This window comes from Actinomadura keratinilytica, from assembly GCF_039539665.1.
In the GTDB taxonomy this organism is placed as follows: Bacteria; Actinomycetota; Actinomycetes; order Streptosporangiales; family Streptosporangiaceae; genus Spirillospora; species Spirillospora keratinilytica.
On sequence record NZ_BAABDO010000030.1, the window covers coordinates 1 to 20962 of the forward strand.

The 20962-nt window shown below is 71.1% G+C and carries 24 protein-coding genes and 2 tRNA genes; 25 read left to right on the forward strand and 1 reads right to left on the reverse strand.

Annotation, left to right across the window (positions count from 1 at the left end):
* Window positions 1-1112: 1112 nt before the first annotated feature.
* The 25 genes from ABD879_RS12785 (at window position 1113) to ABD879_RS12905 (ending at window position 19703) form a co-directional block, all read left to right on the forward strand.
* The gene (locus ABD879_RS12785; protein ID WP_345020921.1) at window positions 1113-1919 is read left to right on the forward strand and encodes a Scr1 family TA system antitoxin-like transcriptional regulator; all 807 of its coding nucleotides are present in this window, start codon (window positions 1113-1115) and stop codon (window positions 1917-1919) included.
* 73 nt (window positions 1920-1992) lie between these two features.
* Entirely contained in the window at window positions 1993-2406 is a 414-nt protein-coding gene (locus ABD879_RS12790) for an ATP-binding protein (RefSeq protein WP_345020923.1), read from the forward strand.
* A 122-nt stretch (window positions 2407-2528) separates the two neighbouring features.
* Complete coding sequence (locus ABD879_RS12795) at window positions 2529-3371, forward strand: sigma-70 RNA polymerase sigma factor region 4 domain-containing protein (protein ID WP_345020925.1); 843 nt, start codon at window positions 2529-2531, stop codon at window positions 3369-3371.
* 11 nt (window positions 3372-3382) lie between these two features.
* Window positions 3383-4207 carry a protein phosphatase 2C domain-containing protein gene (locus tag ABD879_RS12800; RefSeq protein WP_345020927.1) on the forward strand — a complete coding sequence of 275 codons (825 nt, stop codon included), beginning with the start codon at window positions 3383-3385 and terminating at the stop codon, window positions 4205-4207.
* Between the two features lie 131 nt (window positions 4208-4338).
* Complete coding sequence (locus ABD879_RS12805) at window positions 4339-4710, forward strand: SCO3933 family regulatory protein (protein WP_345020928.1); 372 nt, start codon at window positions 4339-4341, stop codon at window positions 4708-4710.
* Window positions 4711-4722: 12 nt separating this feature from the next.
* On the forward strand, window positions 4723-6078 hold the full coding sequence (locus ABD879_RS12810; RefSeq protein WP_345020930.1) for an FtsK/SpoIIIE domain-containing protein: 1356 nt from the start codon (window positions 4723-4725) through the stop codon (window positions 6076-6078).
* A gap of 93 nt (window positions 6079-6171) precedes the next feature.
* A complete protein-coding gene (locus tag ABD879_RS12815) occupies window positions 6172-6492 on the forward strand; it encodes a hypothetical protein (RefSeq protein WP_345020932.1) in 321 nt (106 codons plus the stop codon).
* Window positions 6489-7391: a DUF2637 domain-containing protein gene (locus tag ABD879_RS12820; RefSeq protein WP_345020935.1), complete on the forward strand. Its 903-nt coding sequence runs from the start codon at window positions 6489-6491 to the stop codon at window positions 7389-7391. Before ABD879_RS12815 ends, ABD879_RS12820 begins: the two co-directional genes overlap by 4 nt.
* A gap of 17 nt (window positions 7392-7408) precedes the next feature.
* Entirely contained in the window at window positions 7409-7630 is a 222-nt protein-coding gene (locus ABD879_RS12825) for a hypothetical protein (protein WP_345020938.1), read from the forward strand.
* A gap of 17 nt (window positions 7631-7647) precedes the next feature.
* Window positions 7648-7803: a hypothetical protein gene (locus tag ABD879_RS12830; protein WP_345020940.1), complete on the forward strand. Its 156-nt coding sequence runs from the start codon at window positions 7648-7650 to the stop codon at window positions 7801-7803.
* Window positions 7804-7954: 151 nt separating this feature from the next.
* Window positions 7955-9313 (forward strand): replication initiator, encoded by a 1359-nt coding sequence (locus ABD879_RS12835; protein WP_378272643.1) that lies wholly within the window; start codon window positions 7955-7957, stop codon window positions 9311-9313.
* Window positions 9310-9567 carry an excisionase family DNA-binding protein gene (locus ABD879_RS12840; RefSeq protein ID WP_345020945.1) on the forward strand — a complete coding sequence of 86 codons (258 nt, stop codon included), beginning with the start codon at window positions 9310-9312 and terminating at the stop codon, window positions 9565-9567. The genes ABD879_RS12835 and ABD879_RS12840 overlap by 4 nt, the downstream gene beginning before the upstream one ends.
* Window positions 9567-10730, forward strand: a complete 1164-nt coding sequence (locus tag ABD879_RS12845) for a tyrosine-type recombinase/integrase (protein ID WP_345020948.1) — start codon at window positions 9567-9569, stop codon at window positions 10728-10730. The genes ABD879_RS12840 and ABD879_RS12845 overlap by 1 nt, the downstream gene beginning before the upstream one ends.
* A 480-nt stretch (window positions 10731-11210) precedes the next feature.
* Window positions 11211-11750 (forward strand): GNAT family N-acetyltransferase, encoded by a 540-nt coding sequence (locus ABD879_RS12850; protein WP_345021019.1) that lies wholly within the window; start codon window positions 11211-11213, stop codon window positions 11748-11750.
* Window positions 11751-12054: 304 nt separating this feature from the next.
* Window positions 12055-12588: a hypothetical protein gene (locus ABD879_RS12855; protein WP_345020952.1), complete on the forward strand. Its 534-nt coding sequence runs from the start codon at window positions 12055-12057 to the stop codon at window positions 12586-12588.
* Between the two features lie 108 nt (window positions 12589-12696).
* Window positions 12697-13617 carry an IS5 family transposase gene (locus tag ABD879_RS12860; protein ID WP_378270571.1) on the forward strand — a complete coding sequence of 307 codons (921 nt, stop codon included), beginning with the start codon at window positions 12697-12699 and terminating at the stop codon, window positions 13615-13617.
* A 57-nt stretch (window positions 13618-13674) separates the two neighbouring features.
* On the forward strand, window positions 13675-14415 hold the full coding sequence (locus ABD879_RS12865) for a protein phosphatase 2C domain-containing protein (protein ID WP_345020954.1): 741 nt from the start codon (window positions 13675-13677) through the stop codon (window positions 14413-14415).
* Window positions 14416-14447: 32 nt separating this feature from the next.
* Entirely contained in the window at window positions 14448-15575 is a 1128-nt protein-coding gene (locus tag ABD879_RS12870) for an acyl-CoA dehydrogenase family protein (protein WP_345020956.1), read from the forward strand.
* A 129-nt stretch (window positions 15576-15704) separates the two neighbouring features.
* Window positions 15705-15780: transfer RNA gene (locus ABD879_RS12875), tRNA-Thr, on the forward strand.
* Window positions 15781-16022: 242 nt separating this feature from the next.
* Window positions 16023-16096, forward strand: a tRNA-Met gene (locus ABD879_RS12880).
* Window positions 16097-16234: 138 nt separating this feature from the next.
* Entirely contained in the window at window positions 16235-16399 is a 165-nt protein-coding gene (gene rpmG, locus ABD879_RS12885) for a 50S ribosomal protein L33 (protein WP_285494312.1), read from the forward strand.
* A gap of 307 nt (window positions 16400-16706) precedes the next feature.
* The gene (locus ABD879_RS12890) at window positions 16707-17144 is read left to right on the forward strand and encodes a MaoC family dehydratase N-terminal domain-containing protein (RefSeq protein WP_345020958.1); all 438 of its coding nucleotides are present in this window, start codon (window positions 16707-16709) and stop codon (window positions 17142-17144) included.
* Window positions 17144-17569 (forward strand): MaoC family dehydratase, encoded by a 426-nt coding sequence (locus ABD879_RS12895; protein WP_345020960.1) that lies wholly within the window; start codon window positions 17144-17146, stop codon window positions 17567-17569. The genes ABD879_RS12890 and ABD879_RS12895 overlap by 1 nt, the downstream gene beginning before the upstream one ends.
* A gap of 189 nt (window positions 17570-17758) precedes the next feature.
* Window positions 17759-18841 carry a UDP-N-acetylmuramate dehydrogenase gene (locus tag ABD879_RS12900; protein ID WP_345020962.1) on the forward strand — a complete coding sequence of 361 codons (1083 nt, stop codon included), beginning with the start codon at window positions 17759-17761 and terminating at the stop codon, window positions 18839-18841.
* Between the two features lie 157 nt (window positions 18842-18998).
* Complete coding sequence (locus tag ABD879_RS12905) at window positions 18999-19703, forward strand: GntR family transcriptional regulator (protein WP_345020963.1); 705 nt, start codon at window positions 18999-19001, stop codon at window positions 19701-19703.
* A 51-nt stretch (window positions 19704-19754) separates the two neighbouring features.
* On the opposite strand, the gene ABD879_RS12910 is transcribed toward ABD879_RS12905, so the two are convergent.
* On the reverse strand, window positions 19755-20852 hold the full coding sequence (locus ABD879_RS12910) for an adenosine deaminase (protein ID WP_345020964.1): 1098 nt from the start codon (window positions 20850-20852) through the stop codon (window positions 19755-19757).
* Window positions 20853-20962 lie beyond the last annotated feature (110 nt).

Below are 20962 nucleotides of genomic sequence, written 5' to 3' on the forward strand. Positions count from 1 at the left end.
CGTCACTTCGTGATGGCCTACGGCCACCCTTGACGGAACCCGTCCGCCGCTAAGTGCAGGTCTCGTCGGGGTCGGGGGGAGGAAGGTGGGGGAAGAACAGCGGCTACGCCGCACGCCCCAGCCGGTCACGGGGACCGCGCACCACGCGACCGCGGCCCAGCGCGCACGAGCCAAGATCCGGAGCATACGCGGAATCCGCCCGAGGTACGGCGAACGCTACCCGAGATCTTGTGCAGGTCAGCAGAGAAGTGGTGTCAGGATCCATGGCGGGCTGTAAATCCGTCGGCTTCGCCTACCCAGGTTCGAATCCTGGACCCGCCACCAGCAGCAAGGGGCCTTCCTACCAGGCAGAACATGCCGGAGGAAGGCCCTTCGCTTCTTGCCGCGAGCCCCCGTGAATGTCTTTGATTCACCGCCCTTACGGGCATGCGTTGGGCACGGCTGGGGCACGCCTAAGAGGCAGTGAGAAGCTCGCGTGGTTGGGCACGACGACCTGAGGGCCGCGGCTTCCCCATGCGCTAACAGGGCGGGGCCTGCCATGGGCCGGCCCCGTGGGCAGATTCCAGCTCAAGTGCCATCCCACGTAGAAGCCGCTGCCCGGCACTTGCCCACCCTGCCGGGGGTGTACCGGGCGTTGCGCTGCCGCGCCTGGCAGTACGGTCCGGAGTGCTCATCCGCGCGAACGGCGCGTCGTTGTGACAGACAGATTCGCGCGGATGAGTGCTCCGGTTCGCGGGGGGCTGGGGGCCGCGAGGCCCCCGCTTCGGGCACGTCCAACCCCGCCAGCGCGCAGGGCTGGCACCTGCGTGACCTGCCCCGGGGTGCTGAAACAGGGGCCCGGGCTCGTCGCCCTGGTGGTGCTTGTCGTACGGCCTTCATGGCGTTCCCTGCTGCTGGCGGGGCGGGCGCGCGGCGCGGCGCGGCGGGACCGGACCGAAGAGGCCGCACGCCCGGCGCCCCGCGGCGGGCGGCCGCCCGGTGGCCCGCGCAGCGGGGCGCCCTTGAAGACGTAGAGAAAGTTCTCATCCGGCAGCTTGAACATGTGGTGTCCTGCGGGCTCTGTGCACCTGCTTGCCCTGTCGGCTGGGCTGGGGGTGGTAGAACGCTCGGTTATGGGCGAGGAGCGGTTGCGGGAGATCGGCCGGGAGCTGCGGCGGCTGCGGGCTGCTGCGGGGCTGTCGGGTGCGCGGCTGGCTGCGCGGGCTGGTGTCCCTCAGCCGACGGTGTCTCGGGTGGAGACGGGGCGGCGGGTCTCTGATCCTGAGGTGGTGCTGCGGCTGTTCGCGGCGTTGGGGCTGGAGGGCGCGGAGGCTGAGCGGCTGGCGGCCTTGGTGCGGGAAGCGTATGCGGCGACGGCGGCTCGGCGGGTGGATGCGGGTGTCTCCTTCCGGCCTGGGGCCGCGCTGGAGTTCGCGCGGAATGTGGCGGCGGTTCGGGTGTTCGGGGCGTTGGTCATGCCGGGGCCGTTGCGGACGGCGGAGTACGCGGCTGAGTCCGGGTTGCCCGCCGGAGGTGCGGCGGACTGGGCTGCGGTCCTGGACGACGAGGGTCGGCAGTTCACGTTCGTGCTGGCTGAATCGGTGTTGCGGACGTGGCCGGGGTCGGGGGCGTGCATGGCCGGCCAACTCGCGCACATGCTGACGGTGGCCGGGCGGCCGAACGTGCGGTTGGGGGTCGTGCCGGGCTCGGTGCGTGGGTGGCCGCGGGTGCCGTTGCACGGCTTCACGGTGTTCGGGGATGCAGCCGCGGCGGTGGAGACGTTCACACGCGAGCTGACCGTGACCGATGCGGCCGAGGTGCGCCGGTATTCGGGGCTCTTCGCACAGTACGAGCGGGTTGCCGTATTCGGGGATGAGGCGCGCGGTTTGGTAGAGCGGGCCGCGCGTGAGGTTGCGGAGATCCTCGAATCTATTCAGTGAGCTGATTGAATCGACCATGGCGTCTGGCATACGCTGCGTGTCCCGCGTGCCGTATAGCCCCCTAGACGCATGGGTGGTGGTCGATGTGAGGCGTCTGTCTCGCCTGTTCGAGGGCCGACCGGAAGCAATCAGCGAGGCTCGGGCATTCGCTTGCGCGTTCATGGTCGGCCGGGTCCCTGAGGAGCTGGCCGAACAGGCCGCGCTGGTGGTGAGTGAACTGTGCACCAACGCTGTTGAGCACACGGCCAGTGGGGAGGTGGGCGGCACGTTCGTCTTGGAACTGGAGCTGTTCGCCGAACACGTGCGAGTGAGCGTCGTCGACATGGGCGCGCCATCTGTGCCGCAGCTGTCCTGCGAGGAAGCCGACCTGGAGGCGGTGAACGGTCGCGGGCTGTTCATCGTCGACGCCGTCTCGAAGGCATGGGGCTCGCAGGAGCTAAGGGTCGGGCGTCGGGTGTGGGCGGACGTCGTCGGGGTGTCGGTTTGAGCGGGCCGCCGATTCCGCGTCGTCGTCGGCGCCTGCGTACTGTGAGCTCCTCGACCGGCCGTGAGCTTTCTGTCTCGCTGTCTAGGGTCCTAGACTCGCTGGGAGGCACCGGAGGAGACGTCATGCCAGGCGAGTTGGAGCGGATCGCGCAAATCAAGGACCCCTTTGAACTGCTGCGTGCCGCTACTCAACGCCTGGCGGAGGCTCAGCAGGAGGTCACCGAGCTTGCTCGGCTGCGTCGGCGCCTGATTCAGGATCTACATGCGCAGGGCATGTCGTATGCGCAGATCGCGCAGGCCGCTGGGCTGAGCCGGGGGCGTATCCATCAGATCCGGCACACGGGGCCGGCGCCTGAGGGGGCGTTCCTCGGTTCGGGCGAGGTCATCGTTGTCACGCCGCTGCGTCCGGACCCGGCGAGTGATCGGACGTATGTCGCGTTGGACGACCTGACGACCGGTAAGCGGCTGGAAGAGCTGGCCCGGACGTTTGATCTGTCGGTCAGCTACGACCATGTGACGCTTGACGGCGAGATCGACCTGAACCGGCCGGGGATGCTGGTGATCTGCGGTCCTCGGATGTCCCCTGCGATGCGGGACGCCTACGGCAAAGACCCTGTGATCGCTTGGGATCGCGACGAGCGGGGTTGGCTGCTGCGCGACACTCGCACCGGGGCCGAGTATCGGTCGGGCCAGGAAGAGGAGCCGCAGCGCCCGTACGACGTGGGATACCTGGGCCGTCTGCCCCGGCCGGACGGCAAGGGCCACTTCTTGGCGATCGCGGGCATCCATCCTGAGGGCTCCTTGGGCGTGGTCCATCTGCTGACGACCGATATCGGCAGCCTGTGGGGGCAGGTGGGGGCCGACCGGTTCTCGGTCGTGATCGGTACCGAGTACGACCCGGACACCCATGAGCCCTTGCGGACGGAGTTGCTGACGCCGGTCTACCGGCATGACGAGGACAGCTAAGAGGAGGCCGTATGCGTGTGCTGCTCGCCAGCGAGCCAGGGAACCCGGAGCGGGCCAACGAGGACTTCGCGGCGGCGGCACCGGGCCTCCTGGTCGTCGTGGACGGTGCGGGCGCTCCGGCCGGTATCGCCTCGGGATGTTCGCACTCGGTGTCGTGGTACGCGCACAACCTCGGCGGCCTGCTGGTGGGCGCGGCCGTAGATCCGAGCGTCTCCCTGGCTGAGGCGTTGGCGGTGAGCATCGAACGCGTCAACGCATTGCACGGGGACGCGTGCGACCTTCGGCACCCCGGCTCTCCCTCGGCGACGGTCGCTCTCGCTCGGGTGCGCGCAGACCGCCTTGAGTACCTGGTGTTGTCAGACTCGGTCCTCATCCTCGACCAGGCCGACGAAGAGCCGACCGTCGTCACAGACGATCGGTTGGCCGAGGTGTACCGCAAAGTGAACGACCCGGGCGAGCGGCCGCCGCTGGGGACGCGGGAACACGCGGCCGACCAGCGCAACCGGGTGGAGCGGCTAGCCGCCTACCGCAACCAGCCCGGCGGCTTCTGGGTCGCCAGCACCAAGCCTGAGGCGGCCGACGAAGCGCTCGTAGGTGCGGTGCCGCTGGATGACCTGGACGCGGTCGCCGTGCTCAGTGACGGCGCGTCTCGCCTCGTCGACCGATTCGGCCTGATGAGCTGGCCTGACCTGCTGGCCGTCCTCCGCAAGGAGGGTCCGGCCGACTTGATCGCCCGGACCCGCGAGGCGGAAGCCTCGGACCCGGACGGCGCACGCTGGCCACGAGGTAAGGCGTCCGATGACGCCAGCGCCGTCTACTGGGCGCTTCGGGGATAGCCCGTCATCCTGTAGACCCCCCTAGACAGTCGAAGGGGTGGCGGTTACCTTTGGTTGTACACCCCCCTAGACAGTCGGTCTGCAAGGTGATCGACAGCGCTGTCTAGGGGGATCGACAGTCGGAGGTCTTCATGCGGAGCATCCCGGTGGATGTGTCGGCGCTGACGTTCGTGTGCGTGTCGGCGCCGCGTCCGAAGCTGAGTCGGGAGACGGGGGAGGTGAAGGTGGACCGTGACGGCAACACGGTGTTCACGGTGGGGTTGTCGGCGGCCGGCGAGTCGGGGCGGGTGGAGCTGCTGAACGTGGCGGTGTCGGGGGACCCGGGGGTCACGGTGGGTCAGGTGGTCCGGCCGGTGGGGCTGGTGGCCTTCCCGTGGGAGTGGCAGACGGGCGGGCGGGTGCGGTGGGGCATCGCCTACCGGGCCGCGCAGATCGTTCCTGTGGTCGCGGGGGCGGTGCCGGTGGCCGGTGAGGCGGGCGAGGCCCCGGCCGCGGTCGCCTGAGGGCAGGCAGTGATGGGCGACACGCTGACCCTTGCGCTCGGGGTCCTGACCGTTGGTGCGGTCGGGCTGGGGGCGTGGCGGCGGTGGCATCCCGCCTCGTTCTGGTACGGGGTGGGTTTCCCGTCGCGTGCGGCGCTGGTGTACCTGACGTGGCGTCATGTGGCGTCGGGATGCGGGCTGACGCGGCACCGTCGGCGGTGGCGGTGGACCCTGGACGCCGTCCCCATCGTCGGCCCTGCCGCCCGGGGCGCGGCGACGGTGGTCGAACAGAAGCGGCGGGTGCGCCGGGTGGATGTGGAGCGGGCGCCCCGGCTGGGGGTGCTGCGTCCGACCCGGCTGGGGTGGCGGATGCGGGTCCGCCTGCATGACGGCCAGGTGCCCGCCGACTATGAACGTGCGGCCGAGGGGATCGCACACGCCTGGCGGGTGCACTCGGTGCGGGTGGTGGACGTGCGGCCGGGCGTGGTGACGCTGTGGGCCACCATGCGCGACCCGCTCACCACCGTGACCGTCACCCCTGAGACGGGGGAGTTGCTGACGGTGCGGCCGGGGAAGCTGGAGAACGGCGCCGACTGGGTCATCAACCTGCGCACCGTGCCGCACTGGCTGATCGCCGGCGCCACGCAGTCAGGCAAGAGCAACCTTGCCAACGCCGTGATCAAGGGTTTGGCGCCGCAACCGGTCGCGCTGGTGGGGTTCGACCTCAAGGGCGGGGTGGAGTTCACCCCCTACGCCCCCCGGCTGTCGGCGCTGGCGACCACCCGTGCCGAATGCGTCGCGCTGCTCGGCGACTTGGTGGCCGAACTGGAAGAGCGCATGGTGCTGTGCCGCGAGGCGGGGGCGCGGAACGTGTGGACGCTGCCCGAAGGTTTGCGGCCGGTGCCGGTGGTGCTGCTGGTGGACGAGGTGGCCGAACTGTTCCTCATGGCCGACAAGAGCGAGAAAGACCAGGTCGCCAAGACCGCAACCGCTCTGCTGCGGGTGGCGCAGCTCGGCCGGGCCTTCGGCGTCCACCTGATCGTGTGCGGGCAGCGCATCGGCTCCGACCTGGGGCCGGGGGTGACGGCGTTGCGGGCGCAGCTGTCCGGGCGGGTGTGCCATCGGGTCAACGATCCGGAGACGGCGTCCATGACGCTGGGCGACCTGAACCCGGCCGCCCTGGAGGCCGCCCGCGCCATCCCCGCCGAGACACCGGGTGTGTGCGTGACGGCCGGTCAGGACGGCACCTGGCACCGCGCCCGGTCGGTGTACGTGAGCGAGGCCCAGGCCGAACAAGCCGCCCGTGACCATGCCCATCTGACCCCTGACTGGTCGGCCGTGGTCGGCTCCGCCCCGGTTACACGCCCGGCGGTCCCGGAAGCCGCATAACCGGCCCTCCTGCTCTCCCTGTGGCCTGGCGTGAGCCCTGATCACGCCAGGTCCCTACCCGATCCATGCCCGAAACCCCTTGGAGGCTGCCCGATGACCACTCGCCTGGTCGTCCTTCGTCCCCGGTCCGTCCCGTCCTCCCGTCCCCGCCCGGCCGTCCGTCCCGCCCCGTCCTCCCGGTCGTCCTCGTCCCGCCCATCGGCCTGGTCGTCGTCCTCGTTGTCCTGGTGGTCGTGGGTGCCGGTGGCGGTGGAGTGGGACGCCGTCCGGGGCCTGCACGTCGCCCGGTGCGGCAGGTGCGCGGAATGCTTCACCTCGTCCCGCGTGGACGAGGTGGAGGACTGGGCCGCCGCGCACCGGTGCGACGCCGAGTTGGCGGCGCTGCTGGCTGAGGTCTCCGGGCGGGCGGCGTGAGTCGGCTGCTGGGCCTGCTGGCCGACTCGGGGCCGGTCGTGGTGCTCGCCTCCATCGCGGCGGCCGGGTCGTTCACCCACATCCGCGACACGGCCGCCGAGCACGGGCAAGGCGGGTGGATGGCCTGGGCGATCGCGGTGTGCATCGATCTGACCTGCGTCATGGCCGCGCGGGAGCGGCAGCGGGACAAGCGGACCGGCCGCCGCACGGGGCGCCTGTCGTGGCCGACGCTGGTGCTGGTCGGCGGGATCCTGCTGTCGCTGGCGGCGAACCTGGCACAGGCCGAACCGTCCGCCTGGGGCTGGATCACCGCGGCCACACCGGCCGGAGCCTTCCTGGTCGCGGTGTCCATGCTCGAACGCCGCGCCACCGGGGCCGGCGCGCGGGCCCGTACGGCTGCGGCCGTCCTGACCGCCCCGCCGTCCTTCGGCAACCCGTCTTCGTCTGCTCCGTCCTCGTCCCCGTCCGGCGCGTCCTCGTCCCCGTCTGGCGCGTTGTCGGAACCGTCCGCGCCGCCGTCCTCGGCACCGCCGGTCCCGTCGTCCCCGGCGTCCTCGTCGTCTTCGGGCTCGACGGGGGACGAAACGGCTCGTCCCGGGCTGGCCCTCGTCGACGCGCCCCGTCCCCACGGCGACGAGCAGGACGACCAGGACGGCGACCAGGACGACGGCGGCCGCAGCGGTGGGCAGACGGTGCTTCCGGTGCCGTCCGCCGACCGGCGCGGCCGGTCGGCATCCCCGGCGGGGCCGCTGCTTGAGTTCGCCCGGCAGGTAGCGGCCGAACACCAGGCCACGCACGGACGCCCGATCACCCGTGACGCACTGCGCGCCCGGCTGGGCGTGTCCAACCAGCTCGCCTCAAACCTGCTCCGCCAAATCCGCAACCAGAACGCTGCGTGACACCAACGGAGGACACCATGACCACCCCCACCACCCCCGCCAACCCGGCCGACCCGGCCGCCTCGGACGTCCCGGCCGACCGGGGGGCGGCCCTGAACGGCCCCCTCCGACAGGACGAGGGCGGCCGCGCGCCCCTGGCGCCGCCGGTGCAGCGGTGGCGGTGCTGCCACTGCGGCGGGACCGGTGTCACCTCCGACGGCGGCACCTGCGCCCACTGCGACGGCTTTGGCCACAGCTGACAGGGAGCAAACCCGCCGTGTTCCTTCGCTGCTGCGCCTTCGCCGCCTGCTGGCTGGTGCTGGTGCTGTTCGTCGTGCGCCACCCGGGCGAGGCCGCCGACGCGGCCGGTGCCCTCGTTCACGCCCTGGCCGTGCTCGCCGACGCGGTCGCCCTGATCACCACCGCCCTCTAACCCCCCGGCCGCCCCCGGGCGTGGCACCTCTGCCAAGCACACGGCGCGCTACGCCCGGGGGCCATCCCCCGAACCGTCCCGCAACGGAGAGGAGACGCGCTCTACCGTGCCCGACACCCCCGCGTGGTTGACTCCGCTGGCGGTCCGCGACATGGCCGCTGTGCTCGACCGGCCGGACTTCCGCCGGTGGGCCGCCCGCACCCGAGCAACCGGCGGGTGCGCACAGCCGATCCACCTGCGCGGCTCGGTCGAATACCGCGACGCCCTGACCGGCGAGATCCTGCACCGGTACTCCACGGCGCGGGAGCCGGGCGGGGTGCTGCGGGTGGCGTGCAAGACACGCCGCGCCTCCCGCTGCCCCGCCTGCGCCGAGACCTACCGCGCCGACACCTACCAACTCGTGCGCGCGGGCCTGACCGGCGGCAAAGGCGTCCCCGAGACGGTGGCCGGGCACCCGGCCGCGTTCGTCACCCTCACCGCACCCTCGTTCGGCCCTGTCCACGCACACCGCCTCACCCTCGGCGGGGGCGTGGCGGCCTGCCACCCTCGACGCGACGCGCCCCGGTGCCCACACGGGCGGCCCCTGTCGTGCACCGCCCGGCATGCGGCCGACGATCCGCGTCTGGGGGAGCCGCTGTGCGCCGAGTGTTACGACTATGCGGGGTCGGTGCTGTTCAACGCGCTGGCGCCGGAACTGTGGCGCCGGTTCACCATGGCGCTGCGCCGCAGGATCGCCAAAGCCGCGGGCCTGACCCTGCGCGAACTGTCTGAGACGCTCACCGTCTCCTTCGCCAAGGTCGCCGAGTACCAGCGGCGCGGCGTGGTGCACTTCCACGCCGTGATCCGCCTCGACGGGCCCCAGGGGCCGGCGACGCCCCCGCCCGCCTGGGCGTCGTATGACCTGCTCGCCGACGCCGTCGGTCAGGCTGCTCGCGCGGTCACCGTGACCACCCCCGCCGCGCCCGGCGTCCCGTCCCGCCAGCTGGCCTGGGGGACGCAACTGGATGTGCGCCCGATCACCACGACCGGGGAGCTGACCGATTCGGCGGTGGCGGGCTACATCGCCAAGTACGCCACCAAAGCCGCCGAATGCACCGGAACCCTCGACCGGCGCATACGCGCCACCGACGACCTCGACACCCTCCCCGTCTCCCCGCACGCCCGGCGGCTGATCACCACATGCCTGGACCTGGGGCGCATGGCCGAGATGGCCGAACTCCGGCTCGCCGAGTGGGCGCACATGCTCGGCTTCCGCGGCCACTTCTCCACCAAGTCCCGCCGCTACTCGACCACCCTCGGCGCACTCCGCCAAGCCCGCATCGACCACAACCGGGACCACCACGACATCACAACCGGGCGCCTGCCGCTGACCGACGACGACCAAGTGCTCGTCATCTCGCACTGGCGCTACCTCGGCCAGGGCCTCACCCCCGGAGAAGCACTGCTGACCGCCGCCCTGACCGGCAAGCCACTACCGCCCATCACCCCCTACGAAGGGAGTACTGCATGAGCAATAAGCGCACGGAACCGATCCCCTTCGCCGCTGGTGACCGGCTGCTGACCGTCGCTGAAGCGGCCGAACTCCTGAACACGACCGAACGGTTCCCTCGGCGATTGATCGAAGAACGGCGCATCCGCTTCGTTCGCCTGGGAGAGCCGGGAAAGCGCGGCCTGGTCCGCATCCCCGAGTCTGCGCTTCGTGACTACGTTGCGGCCGGGATCGTCGAGCCCGTTACCGCCACTGGCGTTCGGAGGGCTGCGTGATGGCCAAGCGTGACTTCGGCAGTGTTCGGAAGTTGCCTTCTGGACGTTGGCAGGCAAGGTATCGCGGACCGGACGGGGTTCGTCGTAACGCTCCGAGTACCTTCGCGACCAAGACGGATGCCAATAGATGGCTGAGGCTCAAGGAAGCGGAGATCCTCAAGGGTGAGTGGGTGAATCCTGATGCAGGGAAGATCACTGTAAGCGAATGGGGGGCGCGTTGGCTGGAATCGGTCCGTCCGAGTCTCAAGCCCAAGACTTTTGCCTCCTACGTCTCGCTGTTTCGGACACAGATTGAACCGCGCTTCGGCGCAATGGCTCTCGCGACTGTCCGGCCGATCAGCGTGAGTGAGTGGGTGGCCGACATGCACTCGCGCGGTCTCAGTGCGTCCCGGATCCGACAGGCTCACGTCGTCCTCGCCCTGATGATGGAGACAGCAGTAACCAACGAACTCATTCGCGTCTCACCGTGCGTCGGGACCAAGCTGCCCCGCCTCGTGGTGCGCGAACCGGTGATTCTCACCCGGGACCAGGTCGAAAGCCTGGTTCGGGCGGCGGTGCCTCCGCATGACCTCCTTATCGAGATCATGGCCTACGCGGGGCTGCGCGTCGGTGAAGCGTTCGCGCTGCGGCGCAAGAGCGTCGATCTCGCTGCGGGGGCCATCCGCGTCACTGAGACCCTGGTTGAGATCTCGGGCAAGACCTCCTTCGGCACCCCCAAGAGTCACCAGGTCCGCGACGTACAGCTTCCGGCGTTCCTGCTGCGTCGCCTCCGGGCTCACCTCGACGAGATGGCGGATAAGTCGCCGGATGCCCTCCTGTTCGTGAACAAACGGGGGAACCCCCTGCACTACAACGCGTGGCGTACCTGGAGGTTCGACCCAGCGGTAGAGAAGGCTGGCCTGGACGGTGTAACGCCTCACGATCTGCGGGCGACTCATGCGTCGTGGGTGGCCGACGCGTTCGGCGTCCTTGCGGCTGGGCGCCGTCTCGGGCACTCCAACACCACGATCACAACCCGACACTACGCGCGAAGGCTGGAAGGCAAGGACAACGAGGTGGCGCGGGGCCTGGACGCGTTCCGAGACGGCAAGATCGGGCCTGGGGCACGTACGGGGCACGACCAGGACGACGACGACTCTCCGGGGGCCATGAACCCGGTGTGACCTGCGGTGGAACCGGTCCAGAACTTGAACCAGGCGTAGGACTGTAAATCCGTCGGCTTCGCCTACCCAGGTTCGAATCCTGGACCCGCCACCAGCAGCCGAGGGGCCTTTCTACCAGGCAAAACATGCCGGAGGAAGGCTCCTCGCTTTTTTATCGCCAGTCCCCGGGATTCCCTCGGGTGCGGTGCCTTCGCGGGTACGCCAAAAGAGGCCGCGAGGAGCTCGCTCCTCCCTTTCGCGCACTGCTGTCGGTGTTCGGTCCCGACGACCCGAGGGCCGCGGCTTCCCCGCGGGCCTCTCCCTTCAGCGCCTTCGCATGGACGAGCGCTTCCGCTCGCGGCGATGGGGGCCGCTGGACGTTCGCATGCTGCGGGCTTGTGCGGCTGCCTCGGCGGGGAGAGTGTTCGGGGTGGCATCCGTCGCGGGTTGAGCCCAGCGGCCGGTGGGAGGTGTGCCGCGTAGCGTTGGGCCGTGTCCGAGATGCCGTCACGAGTCGCACTGCGCCCCCTCACCCTCTCCGACCAGAACGAGTTCTGCTCGCTTGTGCGGGCCAGCGCCGAACTGCACCGGCCCTGGATACAGCTGCCCGCAACCGCGCAGGAGTTCCGGACCTGGATGCGCCGGTTCGAGGACGGCGCCAACCGGGGGTTCCTGGTCCGTGTCCGCGAGACGGGCGACGCCGCCGGGATGATCAGCATCAACTCGATCATCCGAGGCCGCTACCAGGGCGCCTCCCTCGGCTATGCCGCCTTCGCTCCGGCCGCCGGGCGGGGATACATGACCGAAGGGCTCATCCTCGCCCTGCGGTACGCCTTCCACGACCTCAGGCTCCACCGGCTGGAAGCCAACATCCAGCCGGAGAACAAGGCATCGCTGGCACTGGTGCAGCGTCTGGGCTTCCGCTACGAGGGGTTCTCGCCCGCCTACCTGTACATCGACGGAGCCTGGCGCGACCATGAGCGCTGGGCCATCACCGCGCCGGACCCTTGGACGCCCGATCCGTCGCTACCCGAGGCGTGAGCGGCACCCCTGCGGTTCACACCGCCCGTACGCCCTGGAGTGATGCGGTGGCCTGGGGTAGGGAGATGGTGATCAGTGTCACGCTGTCTCGGCGGAGGGTGCGCGGCGTCTTGTTGCGATTACCAGGCTTTCGCGTATGGCGTAGGGCGCGAGGCAACTGGACGCTTCCGGCAGGGGCACTTCGGCTCCGGAGAGCACGGTCGTCTGGGCCATCACTGTGCCGGAGCCTTGGGCGCGCCTGATGCGTCGCTTCCCGAGGTGTGAGTGGAAGCCCGTGCGCCGCCTAGCGGTGCGGTGGGGCCTGGTGGGGGAACTGTTGATCAGGTTCTGGCGTCTCAGCGTTATGAGCCTGTCAACGACGCTCCTGCCGTTGGCGGGAGTGGCTCTCGGTTCCGCCGGCACCCTGATCGGTCAGTACCTCTCCACACGGGTGGAGGCGCGGCGCGTACGGTTCGAGCAGTTCAGCGCGGAGCGCGCTGAACGCAAGGAAGCGCTCATGGAGTTCCTGTCCGCGGCCCAGCGGGTGGAGCTGTGCCTGGACCGCCTCTCCATGGGCGAAGAGCTCGAGGACTCCGAGAAGTGGGAGAGCCTGCACGCGCTCTGGCTCGCCAAGAAGGTCCCCGAGCTCGTGTGCACGCCTGCGGTCGCCCAGGCGGCCCACGACTACACCCTCGCCCTCCACAGGCTGCTTCGGGGACAGGCTCCCGAGGAGGGCGCACCGTCCAAGCGCGAACTCCGATACGCGTTCATCGAGGCCGCTCGCCGGGAGCTTGGTGTGGACGCGGACCCGCTGCGGCGGGATTTCCCTGCGGAAGAGCTCGGCCAGTCGTCGCCCTAGGGCGTGTTTAGGAAGTCTCGTCCCAGGTCGGCATGTCGTGTCTGGAGATGAGTGAGGTCTCCGGTAGATGGATCAACGACCAAGAAGACCATCTGCACGGAGACCTCGGTGGCCAGGGTATCGATTGGAACGCGTAAGGATCTGACCGACCGGCAGTGGCGGGTGCTGGAGCCGCTGCTTCCCCGGCCCCAGCGGCCGGGCCGGCCCCGTAAATGGACGCGCAGGCAGTTGGTGGACGGTGTGCGGTGGCGGGTGCGGGTCGGTGCGCCGTGGCGGGATGTGCCCGATCGGTACGGGCACTGGCAGTCGGTCTACGGGCTGTTTCGGTGCTGGCAGCGAGCCGGGGTGTGGGCGCTGATCTGGGCGAAGCTGATGGCCTTCGCCGACGCGGCGGGGCTGATCGGGTGGTGGGTGTCGGTGGACTCCACCATCTGCCGGGCGCACCAGCACGCGGCGGGTGCCCGCCGTGACGGCCGTGCTCAGGTCGAGCCACCGGGCGGGATCGGTGTCGCCGAGCCGCCTGATCATGGGCTGGGCCGCTCCCGTGGTGGGTTGACCACCAAGATCCATCTGGCTTGTGAGCAGGGCCGCAAGCCGATGGTGGTGGTGCTGACCGGCGGGCAGCGCGGCGACAGCCCGCAGTTCACCGTGGTGCTGGACCGGGTGCGGGTGGACAGGGTCGGACCGGGACGTCCCCGCAGGCGGCCGGACCGGGTGCTGGGCGATAAGGCCTATTCATCCCGTGGCAACCGCGCCTACCTGCGCTGTCGGGGCATCCGGGCGACCATCCCGGTCAAGGACGACCAGCGGGCCCACCGCAAGGCCAAGGGCTCGGCCGGAGGACGACCGCCTGCGTTCGCCCCCCAGGCCTACCGGCAGCGCCACTCCGTGGAATGCGGCATCAACCTGCTCAAGCAACACCGCGCGGTGGCCACCCGCTACGACAAACTCGCCGTCCGATACGAAGCCACCATCCAGGTCGCTGCCATCAACATCTGGCTACGAACCCTTGCCAACACCACTTTCTAAACACGGCCTAGCGGACGCGGGTCGAGCGTGTGGGCGGGGCAGGGGTAGACAGGCTGGGTGCGGATTACGTATGCGAGCGAGGCGACACCGGGGCGGCTGAACGAGGACTACGTCGTCGCCGGGCCGGAGTGGGTTGTGCTGCTGGACGGTGCCACGGCGGCACCCGGAGTGGACAGCGGGTGCGTGCACGGCCCGGCGTGGCTGGTGCGGCGGCTGGCGGGAGGGCTGGCGGCGCGGCTGGCCGCAGAGGACGGCGCACCGCTGCAGGACGTGCTGGCCGACGCCATCAAGGCGGCCGGGGAGGCCCACGCCGACACCTGTGACCTGGACAATCCCGACAGCCCGTCGGCGACCGTGGCGATGCTGCGGCGCCGCGGCGGCGTCCTGGACTGGCTGGTGCTGGCCGATTCGCCGGTGCTGCTGCAGATGGACGGTCAGGTGCGGGTCGTGTACGACGACCGGGTCGACGAACTGCCCTCGTACACGGTCGAGGCCGTGCGTGCGGCCCGCAACAGCCCGGGCGGGTTCTGGGTGGCGCAGACCCGTCCCGAGGCCGCCTACGAGGCGCTGACGGGCGAGGCGCCCGCGGAGCGGGTGCGGCGGGCGGCGCTGCTGAGCGACGGCGCGGCGCGGCTGGTGCAGATCTTCGGGCACGCCGACTGGGCGGGGCTGCTGGACCTGCTCGACGGCGCCGGCCCCGGGGAGCTGATCCGGCGGACGCGCGAGGCGGAGGCGGGCGCGACGATCCGGCGGGGCAAGCGCCATGACGACGCGACGGCGGTACTGGTCCGTCTCTGACCAATCTTGGAACGAGATTCTAGAATGGGTTCATGGAACCTCAGGACTTCGCCGATGTGCTGGCCGCCGTGCGGACGTTCGTCCGCGAGCAGGTGATCCCCCGCGAGGAGGAGATCGAGGAGACCGACGAGATCCCGGAGGACCTGCGCCGGGCCGCCCGCGACATGGGTCTGTTCGGGTACGCGCTGCCGGAGGAGTACGGCGGGCTCGGCATGTCGATCAGCGAGGAGGTGCGCCTGGCGTTCGAGCTGGGCTACGCCAGCCCCGCCTTCCGGTCGATGTTCGGCACCAGCAACGGCATCGCCGGGCAGGTGCTGGTGAACGCGGGCACCCGCGAGCAGAAGGAGGCGTGGCTGCCCCGGCTGGCGTCGGGGGAGGTCGTCGGGGCGTTCGCGCTCACCGAGGCCGAGGCCGGGTCCGACCCCAGCACCCTCACCACGCGCGCGGTCAAGGACGGCGACGAGTACGTCATCGACGGCGCCAAGCGGTTCATCACCAACGCCCCCGAAGCGGACGTGTTCATGGTGTTCGCCCGAACCGGCGGTCCCGGGTCGCGCGGCATCTCCACGTTCCTGGTGGGCGGCGACGCCCCCGGTCTCAAGGTCGGTCCGCCGGACGCCAAGATGGGCCAGCGCGGCGCCCACACCGCCGAGGTGTTCTTCGACGGGGTGCGCGTGCCCGCGTCCGCGATGGTCGGCCCCGAGGGGACCGGCTTCCGCACGGCCATGGCCTCGCTCGCACACGGCCGGCTGAGCATCGCCGCCGTCTGCGTGGGGCTGGCCCAGCGGATCCTGGACGAGACCGTCGCATACGCCAAGGAGCGCAGGCAGGGCGGGCGCGCGATCGGCGAGTACCAGCTGATCCAGGCGCTCATCGCCGACTCCCAGGCCGAGCTGTATGCGGGGCGGTCCATGGTGCTGGAGGCGGCGCGCGCGTACGACGCGGGGGAGGACACCAAGCTCGGCCCGTCGTGCGCCAAGTACTTCTGCTCGGAGATGGTCGGCCGCGTCGCCGACCGGGCGGTGCAGGTCTTCGGGGGCATGGGCTACATGCGCGGCGTCCCGGTCGAGCGCTTCTACCGCGACGTCAGGCTGTTTCGGATCTACGAAGGCACCAGCCAGATCCAGCAGCTGGTCATCGGCCGCCATCTCCTGCGCTGACCTGCGCGAACGTGGGCCGGACCGGTTCGTGCGGGTGCCGGTGGCGGGGGCCCGGCGGGCGGTCCGGCCAATCGATTTCCTATCCGGCCCGCGAGCCGTGTATGGTTACAACGCGTCGAGAGGACGCAGGCCCCTTTAGCTCAGTCGGCAGAGCGTCTCCATGGTAAGGAGAAGGTCTACGGTTCGATTCCGTAAAGGGGCTCCAGCAGAGACGGTCAGGAGTGGCGGTCTGCGAGAGCAGACGTCACTCCTTCGTTGTGTTGGAGGCCGGGTCGCCGGGCCGTCCCGGAAAACGGGTTGGACAGGTCACCGATCCGCAGCGGTATCCTGTTACCCGATGGCGTCGGCCACCGGAACGCACGTGCCGGATCCCCGGGCCGGGCCCGGCGTTTTCAGACGCCGGTGAACATCCGGTATCCTTGCTTTCCGGTCGACACCGACCATCGTGGCGGGGTAGCTCAGTCTGGCAGAGCAAGCGGCTCATAATCGCTGTGTCGCCGGTTCAAGTCCGGCCCTCGCTACTACCCGAGCGACTCTCGCCCCCGGCAAGGGGGCGAGAGCGCGCTGGGTCCTTCGCGCCGCACCGGCCGCCCGTTCGGGCGCGGCCGCGCGGCCCGTCGTAGAACGTCCTTGTCCCCAGCTCAGAAAGGCACTCCAACGTGGCTGCCACCGACGTCCGGCCGAAGATCACGCTGGCCTGCCAGGAGTGCAAGCACCGCAACTACATCACGCGCAAGAACCGGCGGAACGACCCGGACCGCCTGGAGCTCAAGAAGTACTGCCCCAACTGCCGGACGCACCGTCCGCACCGCGAGACCCGCTAGCAGGCCCGCGGCGGGCGGTACCGCCGCCGCGGCCCGACCGCACGACCGGACCCGCTGACCAGCGCGCGTCTTCCGCCGCATCCGGCGACCGCGACGCGCCCGGCGGCGCCGCTCGGGCGACCGCCGAGATCCCGCGGAAACACGCGAGGCTTGCCCAACCGTCCAGCCCGTTCCCGCCCGCCCGGCGAGGACGGGCTGAACGTCGTTCTGTTACCGTCCGAGCGAGACCGCATGAGGGGCGGGCCCGTCGGCGCCCCGACGGGCAGGGGCGGGGCGGCCCCCGTTCGACCTGGAGGGAGCGGATCGCATGGCGATCAACCGTGATTTCATCGGGCGGAGCTTCCCGCCCACCGAGCCGTACGAGGTCAGCCGGGTGAAGATCCGGGAGTTCGCCGACGCGATCGGCGACCCCAGCCCGCTCTACCGGGACGCCGAGGCCGCCAAGGCCGCCGGCTACCCCGACGTCATCGCGCCGCCCACCTTCCCCATCGTGGTCTCCCTCGGCAACCCGGCGCTGGCCGACCCCGAGCTCGGTATCGACTTCTCGATGGTCGTGCACGGCGAGCAGCGCTTCGCCTACACCCGGCCGATGCGCGCCGGCGACGTGGTGACCTGCACGTCCACCATCACCGAGATCAAGTCGATCGGGAACAACGAGAAGATGACGGTGGAGACCGAGATCCGCACCGTCGAGGGCGAGCTGATCTGCACGACCTACAACACGCTGGTGGAGCGGGGGGCCTGATGACCGCGCAGGTGAAGTACGCCGACGTCGAGGTCGGCACCGAGATCCCGGAGCGCACCTTCACGATCGACCGAGCCAACCTGGTGATGTACGCGGGGGCCTCGGGCGACTTCAACCCCATCCACTGGCGGGAGAGCTTCGCCAAGGCCGTCGGCCTGCCGGACGTCATCGCGCACGGCATGTACACCATGGCCCAGGCCGGCCGCTTCGTCACCGACTGGGCGGGCGACCCGGGCGCCGTCGTCGACTACGGCGTACGCTTCTCCGCCCCCGTCGTGGTGCCGGACGAGGGCGGCGCGACCCTCCAGATCAGCGGCAGGGTCGAGGAGAAGCTCGACGACAACAAGGTCGTCGTGGCGCTCACCGCGCGCGCCGCCGACCACAAGGTCCTCACCCGGGCCAAGGCCGTCGTCCGCCTCGCCTGACCGGGCCGGCCCCGCCGGCCCCGGGTACCGCTCTCAGCGCGGCACGTGCCCGCTGGACGCGTCGGGTCCGCGGCGCTCCGGCGGGCACCCGGCCGAACGTCTGTTCGGACGACCGGAGATGGCACGCTGGAGCGCGGGCGTCCCGCCGCACGGGACGGACAGCGGCCCAACGACGGGAGGGGAGAGCGCGTGGCGGTGTTCGCTGAAGAGGTGAACCTGGCCGGATACACCACGCTGCGGCTCGGCGGTCCGGCGCGCCGGTTCGTGGAGGCGACGACCGAGGACGAGCTGGTGTCCGTGGTGCGCGCGGCGGACCGGGACGGCGAGCCGGTGCTGGTGCTCGGCGGCGGCAGCAACGTGGTGGTCTCCGACGACGGCTTCCCCGGCACCGTGGTGCACGTCGGCACGCGCGGCACCGAGCACCTGCCGGACGAGCCCGGACGGGTGCTGGTGCGCGTCCAGGCGGGCGAGGAGTGGGATCCCTTCGTCGCGCGCTGCGTCGCCGACGGGCTGGCCGGAGTGGAGTGCCTGGCGGGCATCCCCGGACGCGTCGGCGCCACCCCCATCCAGAACGTCGGCGCCTACGGCCAGGACGTCAGCGAGACGATCACCGAGGTGCGCGCCTACGACCGCACCACCGGCAGGGTCGTCACGCTGGACGCGGAGGCGTGCCGGTTCAGCTACCGCCACAGCGTCTTCAAGGGCGGCGACCGGTACGTGGTGCTGGAGGTCACCTACGCGCTGCGCGAGTCGGAGGAGTCGCAGCCGGTCGCCTACGCCGAGCTGGCGCGCGCGCTCGGGGTCGAACTCGGCGCCCGGGTGCCGCTGAAGGAGGCGCGCGACGCCGTCCTGGAACTGCGCCGCGCCAAGGGCATGGTGCTCGACCCCTCCGACCCCGACACCCGCAGCGCCGGCTCCTTCTTCACCAACCCGATCCTGGACCCCGCCCAGCTCGCCGAGCTGGAACGCCGTGTCGCCGAGCGGCTCGGGCCGGACGTGGTATTCCCGCGCTACCCCGAGCGCCCGGGGCCGGACGGCTCGCCGCGCGTCAAGACGTCCGCGGCGTGGTTGATCGACCGGGCGGGGTTCGCCAAGGGGCACGCGCTGGGGCCCGTCCGCATCTCCGGCAAGCACACCCTCGCGCTGACCAACCCCGACGGGGCCAGCACCGCCGACCTGCTCGCGCTGGCCCGCCAGGTCCGCGACGGCGTCCGCGAGGCGTTCGGGATCGAGCTGGTCAACGAGCCGGTGCTCGTCGGCGTCACCCTCTGAACCGCACCCCGCCCGCACCGCGCCGGACGTACGGGCGCCGGGACACGTCCCGGTTCCCGGTTCCCCCCTGGGCGGTTCGCACGCATCATGAGATTCTCAGGCCCTTGGCTCCCGCGACCCCTGACGCGGGAGGGCCTCGATGGGGCGGAGATGAACGGTGGCGACTCTGCGAACCCAGCGGGGGCTCGGCCTGCGCCCCCAGCTCAGCGACGAGGTGGCGGCGCGGATCCGCGAGCTCATCCTGGACGGCCGGGTGCGGCCCGGGGAGTTCCTGCGGCTGGAACGGCTGGCACTGCAGTTCGGTATCAGCGTCACCCCCGTTCGCGAGGCGCTGCAGTCGCTGCGCAGCGAGGGGTTCGTGCACCTGGAGCCCCGGCGCGGCTTCGTGGTCGCCTCGCTGTCCAAACGGGATGTCGCGGACCTGTTCTGGGCGCAGGCCGCGATCGGCGCCGAACTGGCCGCGCGCACCGCCGAGCGCATGGGCCCCGAGCTGCTGGAGCAGCTGATCGGGCATCAGCGGGCACTGGAACAGGCGACGGACGCGGGCCGGCTCGACCTGGTCGAGGAGCACAACCACGCCTTCCACCGGACGATCAACCTGGCCGCCGACTCGGCCAAGCTCGCCTGGACGCTCGGCTCGGTGGTGCGGTACGTGCCGCGCGGGGTGTGGACCCGCCTGCCCGAGTGGCCGGAAGTGGCCAGGGCCGACCACCGGCGCATCCTGCGCGCGCTGCGGCGCAAGGACGGCCCCGCGACCGGCGCCGCCATGCGCCAGCACATCACCCGGTCGGGCGAGCTGCTGGTCGCCCACCTGGAGCGGCAGGGCCTGTGGAGCTCCTTCCTCGACGACGCCGACGACTAGCGGCCGACGACTAGCGGCCGACGACTAGCGACCGGCGACGGCGGCCGGCGGCTAGCTCGAGGTCGAGGCGGCCGCGCGGCGGGCTCCGGCCCCGTCCGCCCGGGGCGCGTCGCCGACGGGCAGGCGCAGCCAGTCGTCGATGCCCGCCAGGAGCCGTTTGCGGACGTCCTCGGGGGCGGCCGAGCCGAGCACCGACTGGCGGGCCAGCTCGGCCAGCTCGGCGTCGGAGAACCCGTGCACGGTGCGGGCCAGCTCGTACTGCCGCGCCAGCCGCGCGCCGAACAGCAGCGGGTCGTCGGCGCCCAGGGCGATGCGCGCGCCGGCCTCGAACAGCGTACGCACCGGGACGTCCGCCGCCGTCGCCGCCACCCCCAGCCCCACGTTGGACGCCGGGCACACCTCCAGCGTCACCTGGCGCCGCACGATCTCCTCCAGCAGCCGCGGGTCCTCCACCGCCCGCACGCCGTGGCCGATGCGGTCGGCCCGCAGCGCCTCCAGGCACTCGCGCACGCTCTGCGGGCCGAGCAGCTCGCCGCCGTGCGGGGCCGCCAGCAGGCCGCCGCGCCGCGCGATGCGGAACGCGCCGTCGAAGTCGTAGGCCCGGCCGCGCCGCTCGTCGTTGGACAGCCCGAACCCCACCACGCCCTGGCCGGTGTAGCGGATGGCCAGCCGCGCCAGCGTCCTGGCGTCCAGCGGGTGCCGGGTGCGGTTCGCGGCGATCACCACGCCGATGCCGACCCCGGTGGCGGCGGACGCCTCCCGCGCGGCGTCCAGCACCAGCTCCACGGTCGGCGTCAGCCCGCCGAAGCGTCCCGCGTAGCCGCTCGGGTCCACCTGGATCTCCAGCCAGCCCGACCCCTCGGCGGCCTCGTCCTCGGCCGTCTCGCGCAGCAGCCGCCGCATGTCCTCGGGGGTCCGCAGCACCGAGCGCGCGATGTCGTACAACCGCTGGAACCGGAACCAGCCGCGCTCGTCGGTGGCGTGCAGCTTCGGCGGCCAGTCCTCCACCAGGGCGTCCGGCAGGTGCACCCCGTGCCGCGCCGCCATCTCGACCAGGGTGGAGTGGCGCATCGAGCCGGTGAAGTGCAGGTGCAGGTGCGCCTTGGGCAGGGCGCGAATCGGACGCTCTGAAACTGGACGGGGCTCCATGCACAAATGTTGCCTGATCGTCGCCCGGTTCGCCTCGCACCACCCGCGAGATCACCCGGCGAGGCCATGCCGCATGGCCCCAAACGACCACTTCGGACGCCCCTCACCTG

What these genes read in the sequence shown, in the direction of transcription:
- ABD879_RS12785 (WP_345020921.1), top strand. Translation starts at nt 1,113, where the DNA reads ATGGGCGAGGAGCGGTTGCGGGAGATCGGCCGGGAGCTGCGGCGGCTG.
- ABD879_RS12795 (WP_345020925.1), top strand. Translation starts at nt 2,529, where the DNA reads ATGCCAGGCGAGTTGGAGCGGATCGCGCAAATCAAGGACCCCTTTGAA.
- ABD879_RS12800 (WP_345020927.1), top strand. Translation starts at nt 3,383, where the DNA reads ATGCGTGTGCTGCTCGCCAGCGAGCCAGGGAACCCGGAGCGGGCCAAC.
- ABD879_RS12805 (WP_345020928.1), top strand. Translation starts at nt 4,339, where the DNA reads ATGCGGAGCATCCCGGTGGATGTGTCGGCGCTGACGTTCGTGTGCGTG.
- ABD879_RS12810 (WP_345020930.1), top strand. Translation starts at nt 4,723, where the DNA reads ATGGGCGACACGCTGACCCTTGCGCTCGGGGTCCTGACCGTTGGTGCG.
- ABD879_RS12815 (WP_345020932.1), top strand. Translation starts at nt 6,172, where the DNA reads ATGACCACTCGCCTGGTCGTCCTTCGTCCCCGGTCCGTCCCGTCCTCC.
- ABD879_RS12825 (WP_345020938.1), top strand. Translation starts at nt 7,409, where the DNA reads ATGACCACCCCCACCACCCCCGCCAACCCGGCCGACCCGGCCGCCTCG.
- ABD879_RS12835 (WP_378272643.1), top strand. Translation starts at nt 7,955, where the DNA reads ATGGCCGCTGTGCTCGACCGGCCGGACTTCCGCCGGTGGGCCGCCCGC.
- ABD879_RS12840 (WP_345020945.1), top strand. Translation starts at nt 9,310, where the DNA reads ATGAGCAATAAGCGCACGGAACCGATCCCCTTCGCCGCTGGTGACCGG.
- ABD879_RS12845 (WP_345020948.1), top strand. Translation starts at nt 9,567, where the DNA reads ATGGCCAAGCGTGACTTCGGCAGTGTTCGGAAGTTGCCTTCTGGACGT.
- ABD879_RS12850 (WP_345021019.1), top strand. Translation starts at nt 11,211, where the DNA reads ATGCCGTCACGAGTCGCACTGCGCCCCCTCACCCTCTCCGACCAGAAC.
- ABD879_RS12870 (WP_345020956.1), top strand. Translation starts at nt 14,448, where the DNA reads ATGGAACCTCAGGACTTCGCCGATGTGCTGGCCGCCGTGCGGACGTTC.
- ABD879_RS12890 (WP_345020958.1), top strand. Translation starts at nt 16,707, where the DNA reads ATGGCGATCAACCGTGATTTCATCGGGCGGAGCTTCCCGCCCACCGAG.
- ABD879_RS12895 (WP_345020960.1), top strand. Translation starts at nt 17,144, where the DNA reads ATGACCGCGCAGGTGAAGTACGCCGACGTCGAGGTCGGCACCGAGATC.
- ABD879_RS12910 (WP_345020964.1), bottom strand. Translation starts at nt 20,852, where the DNA reads ATGGAGCCCCGTCCAGTTTCAGAGCGTCCGATTCGCGCCCTGCCCAAG.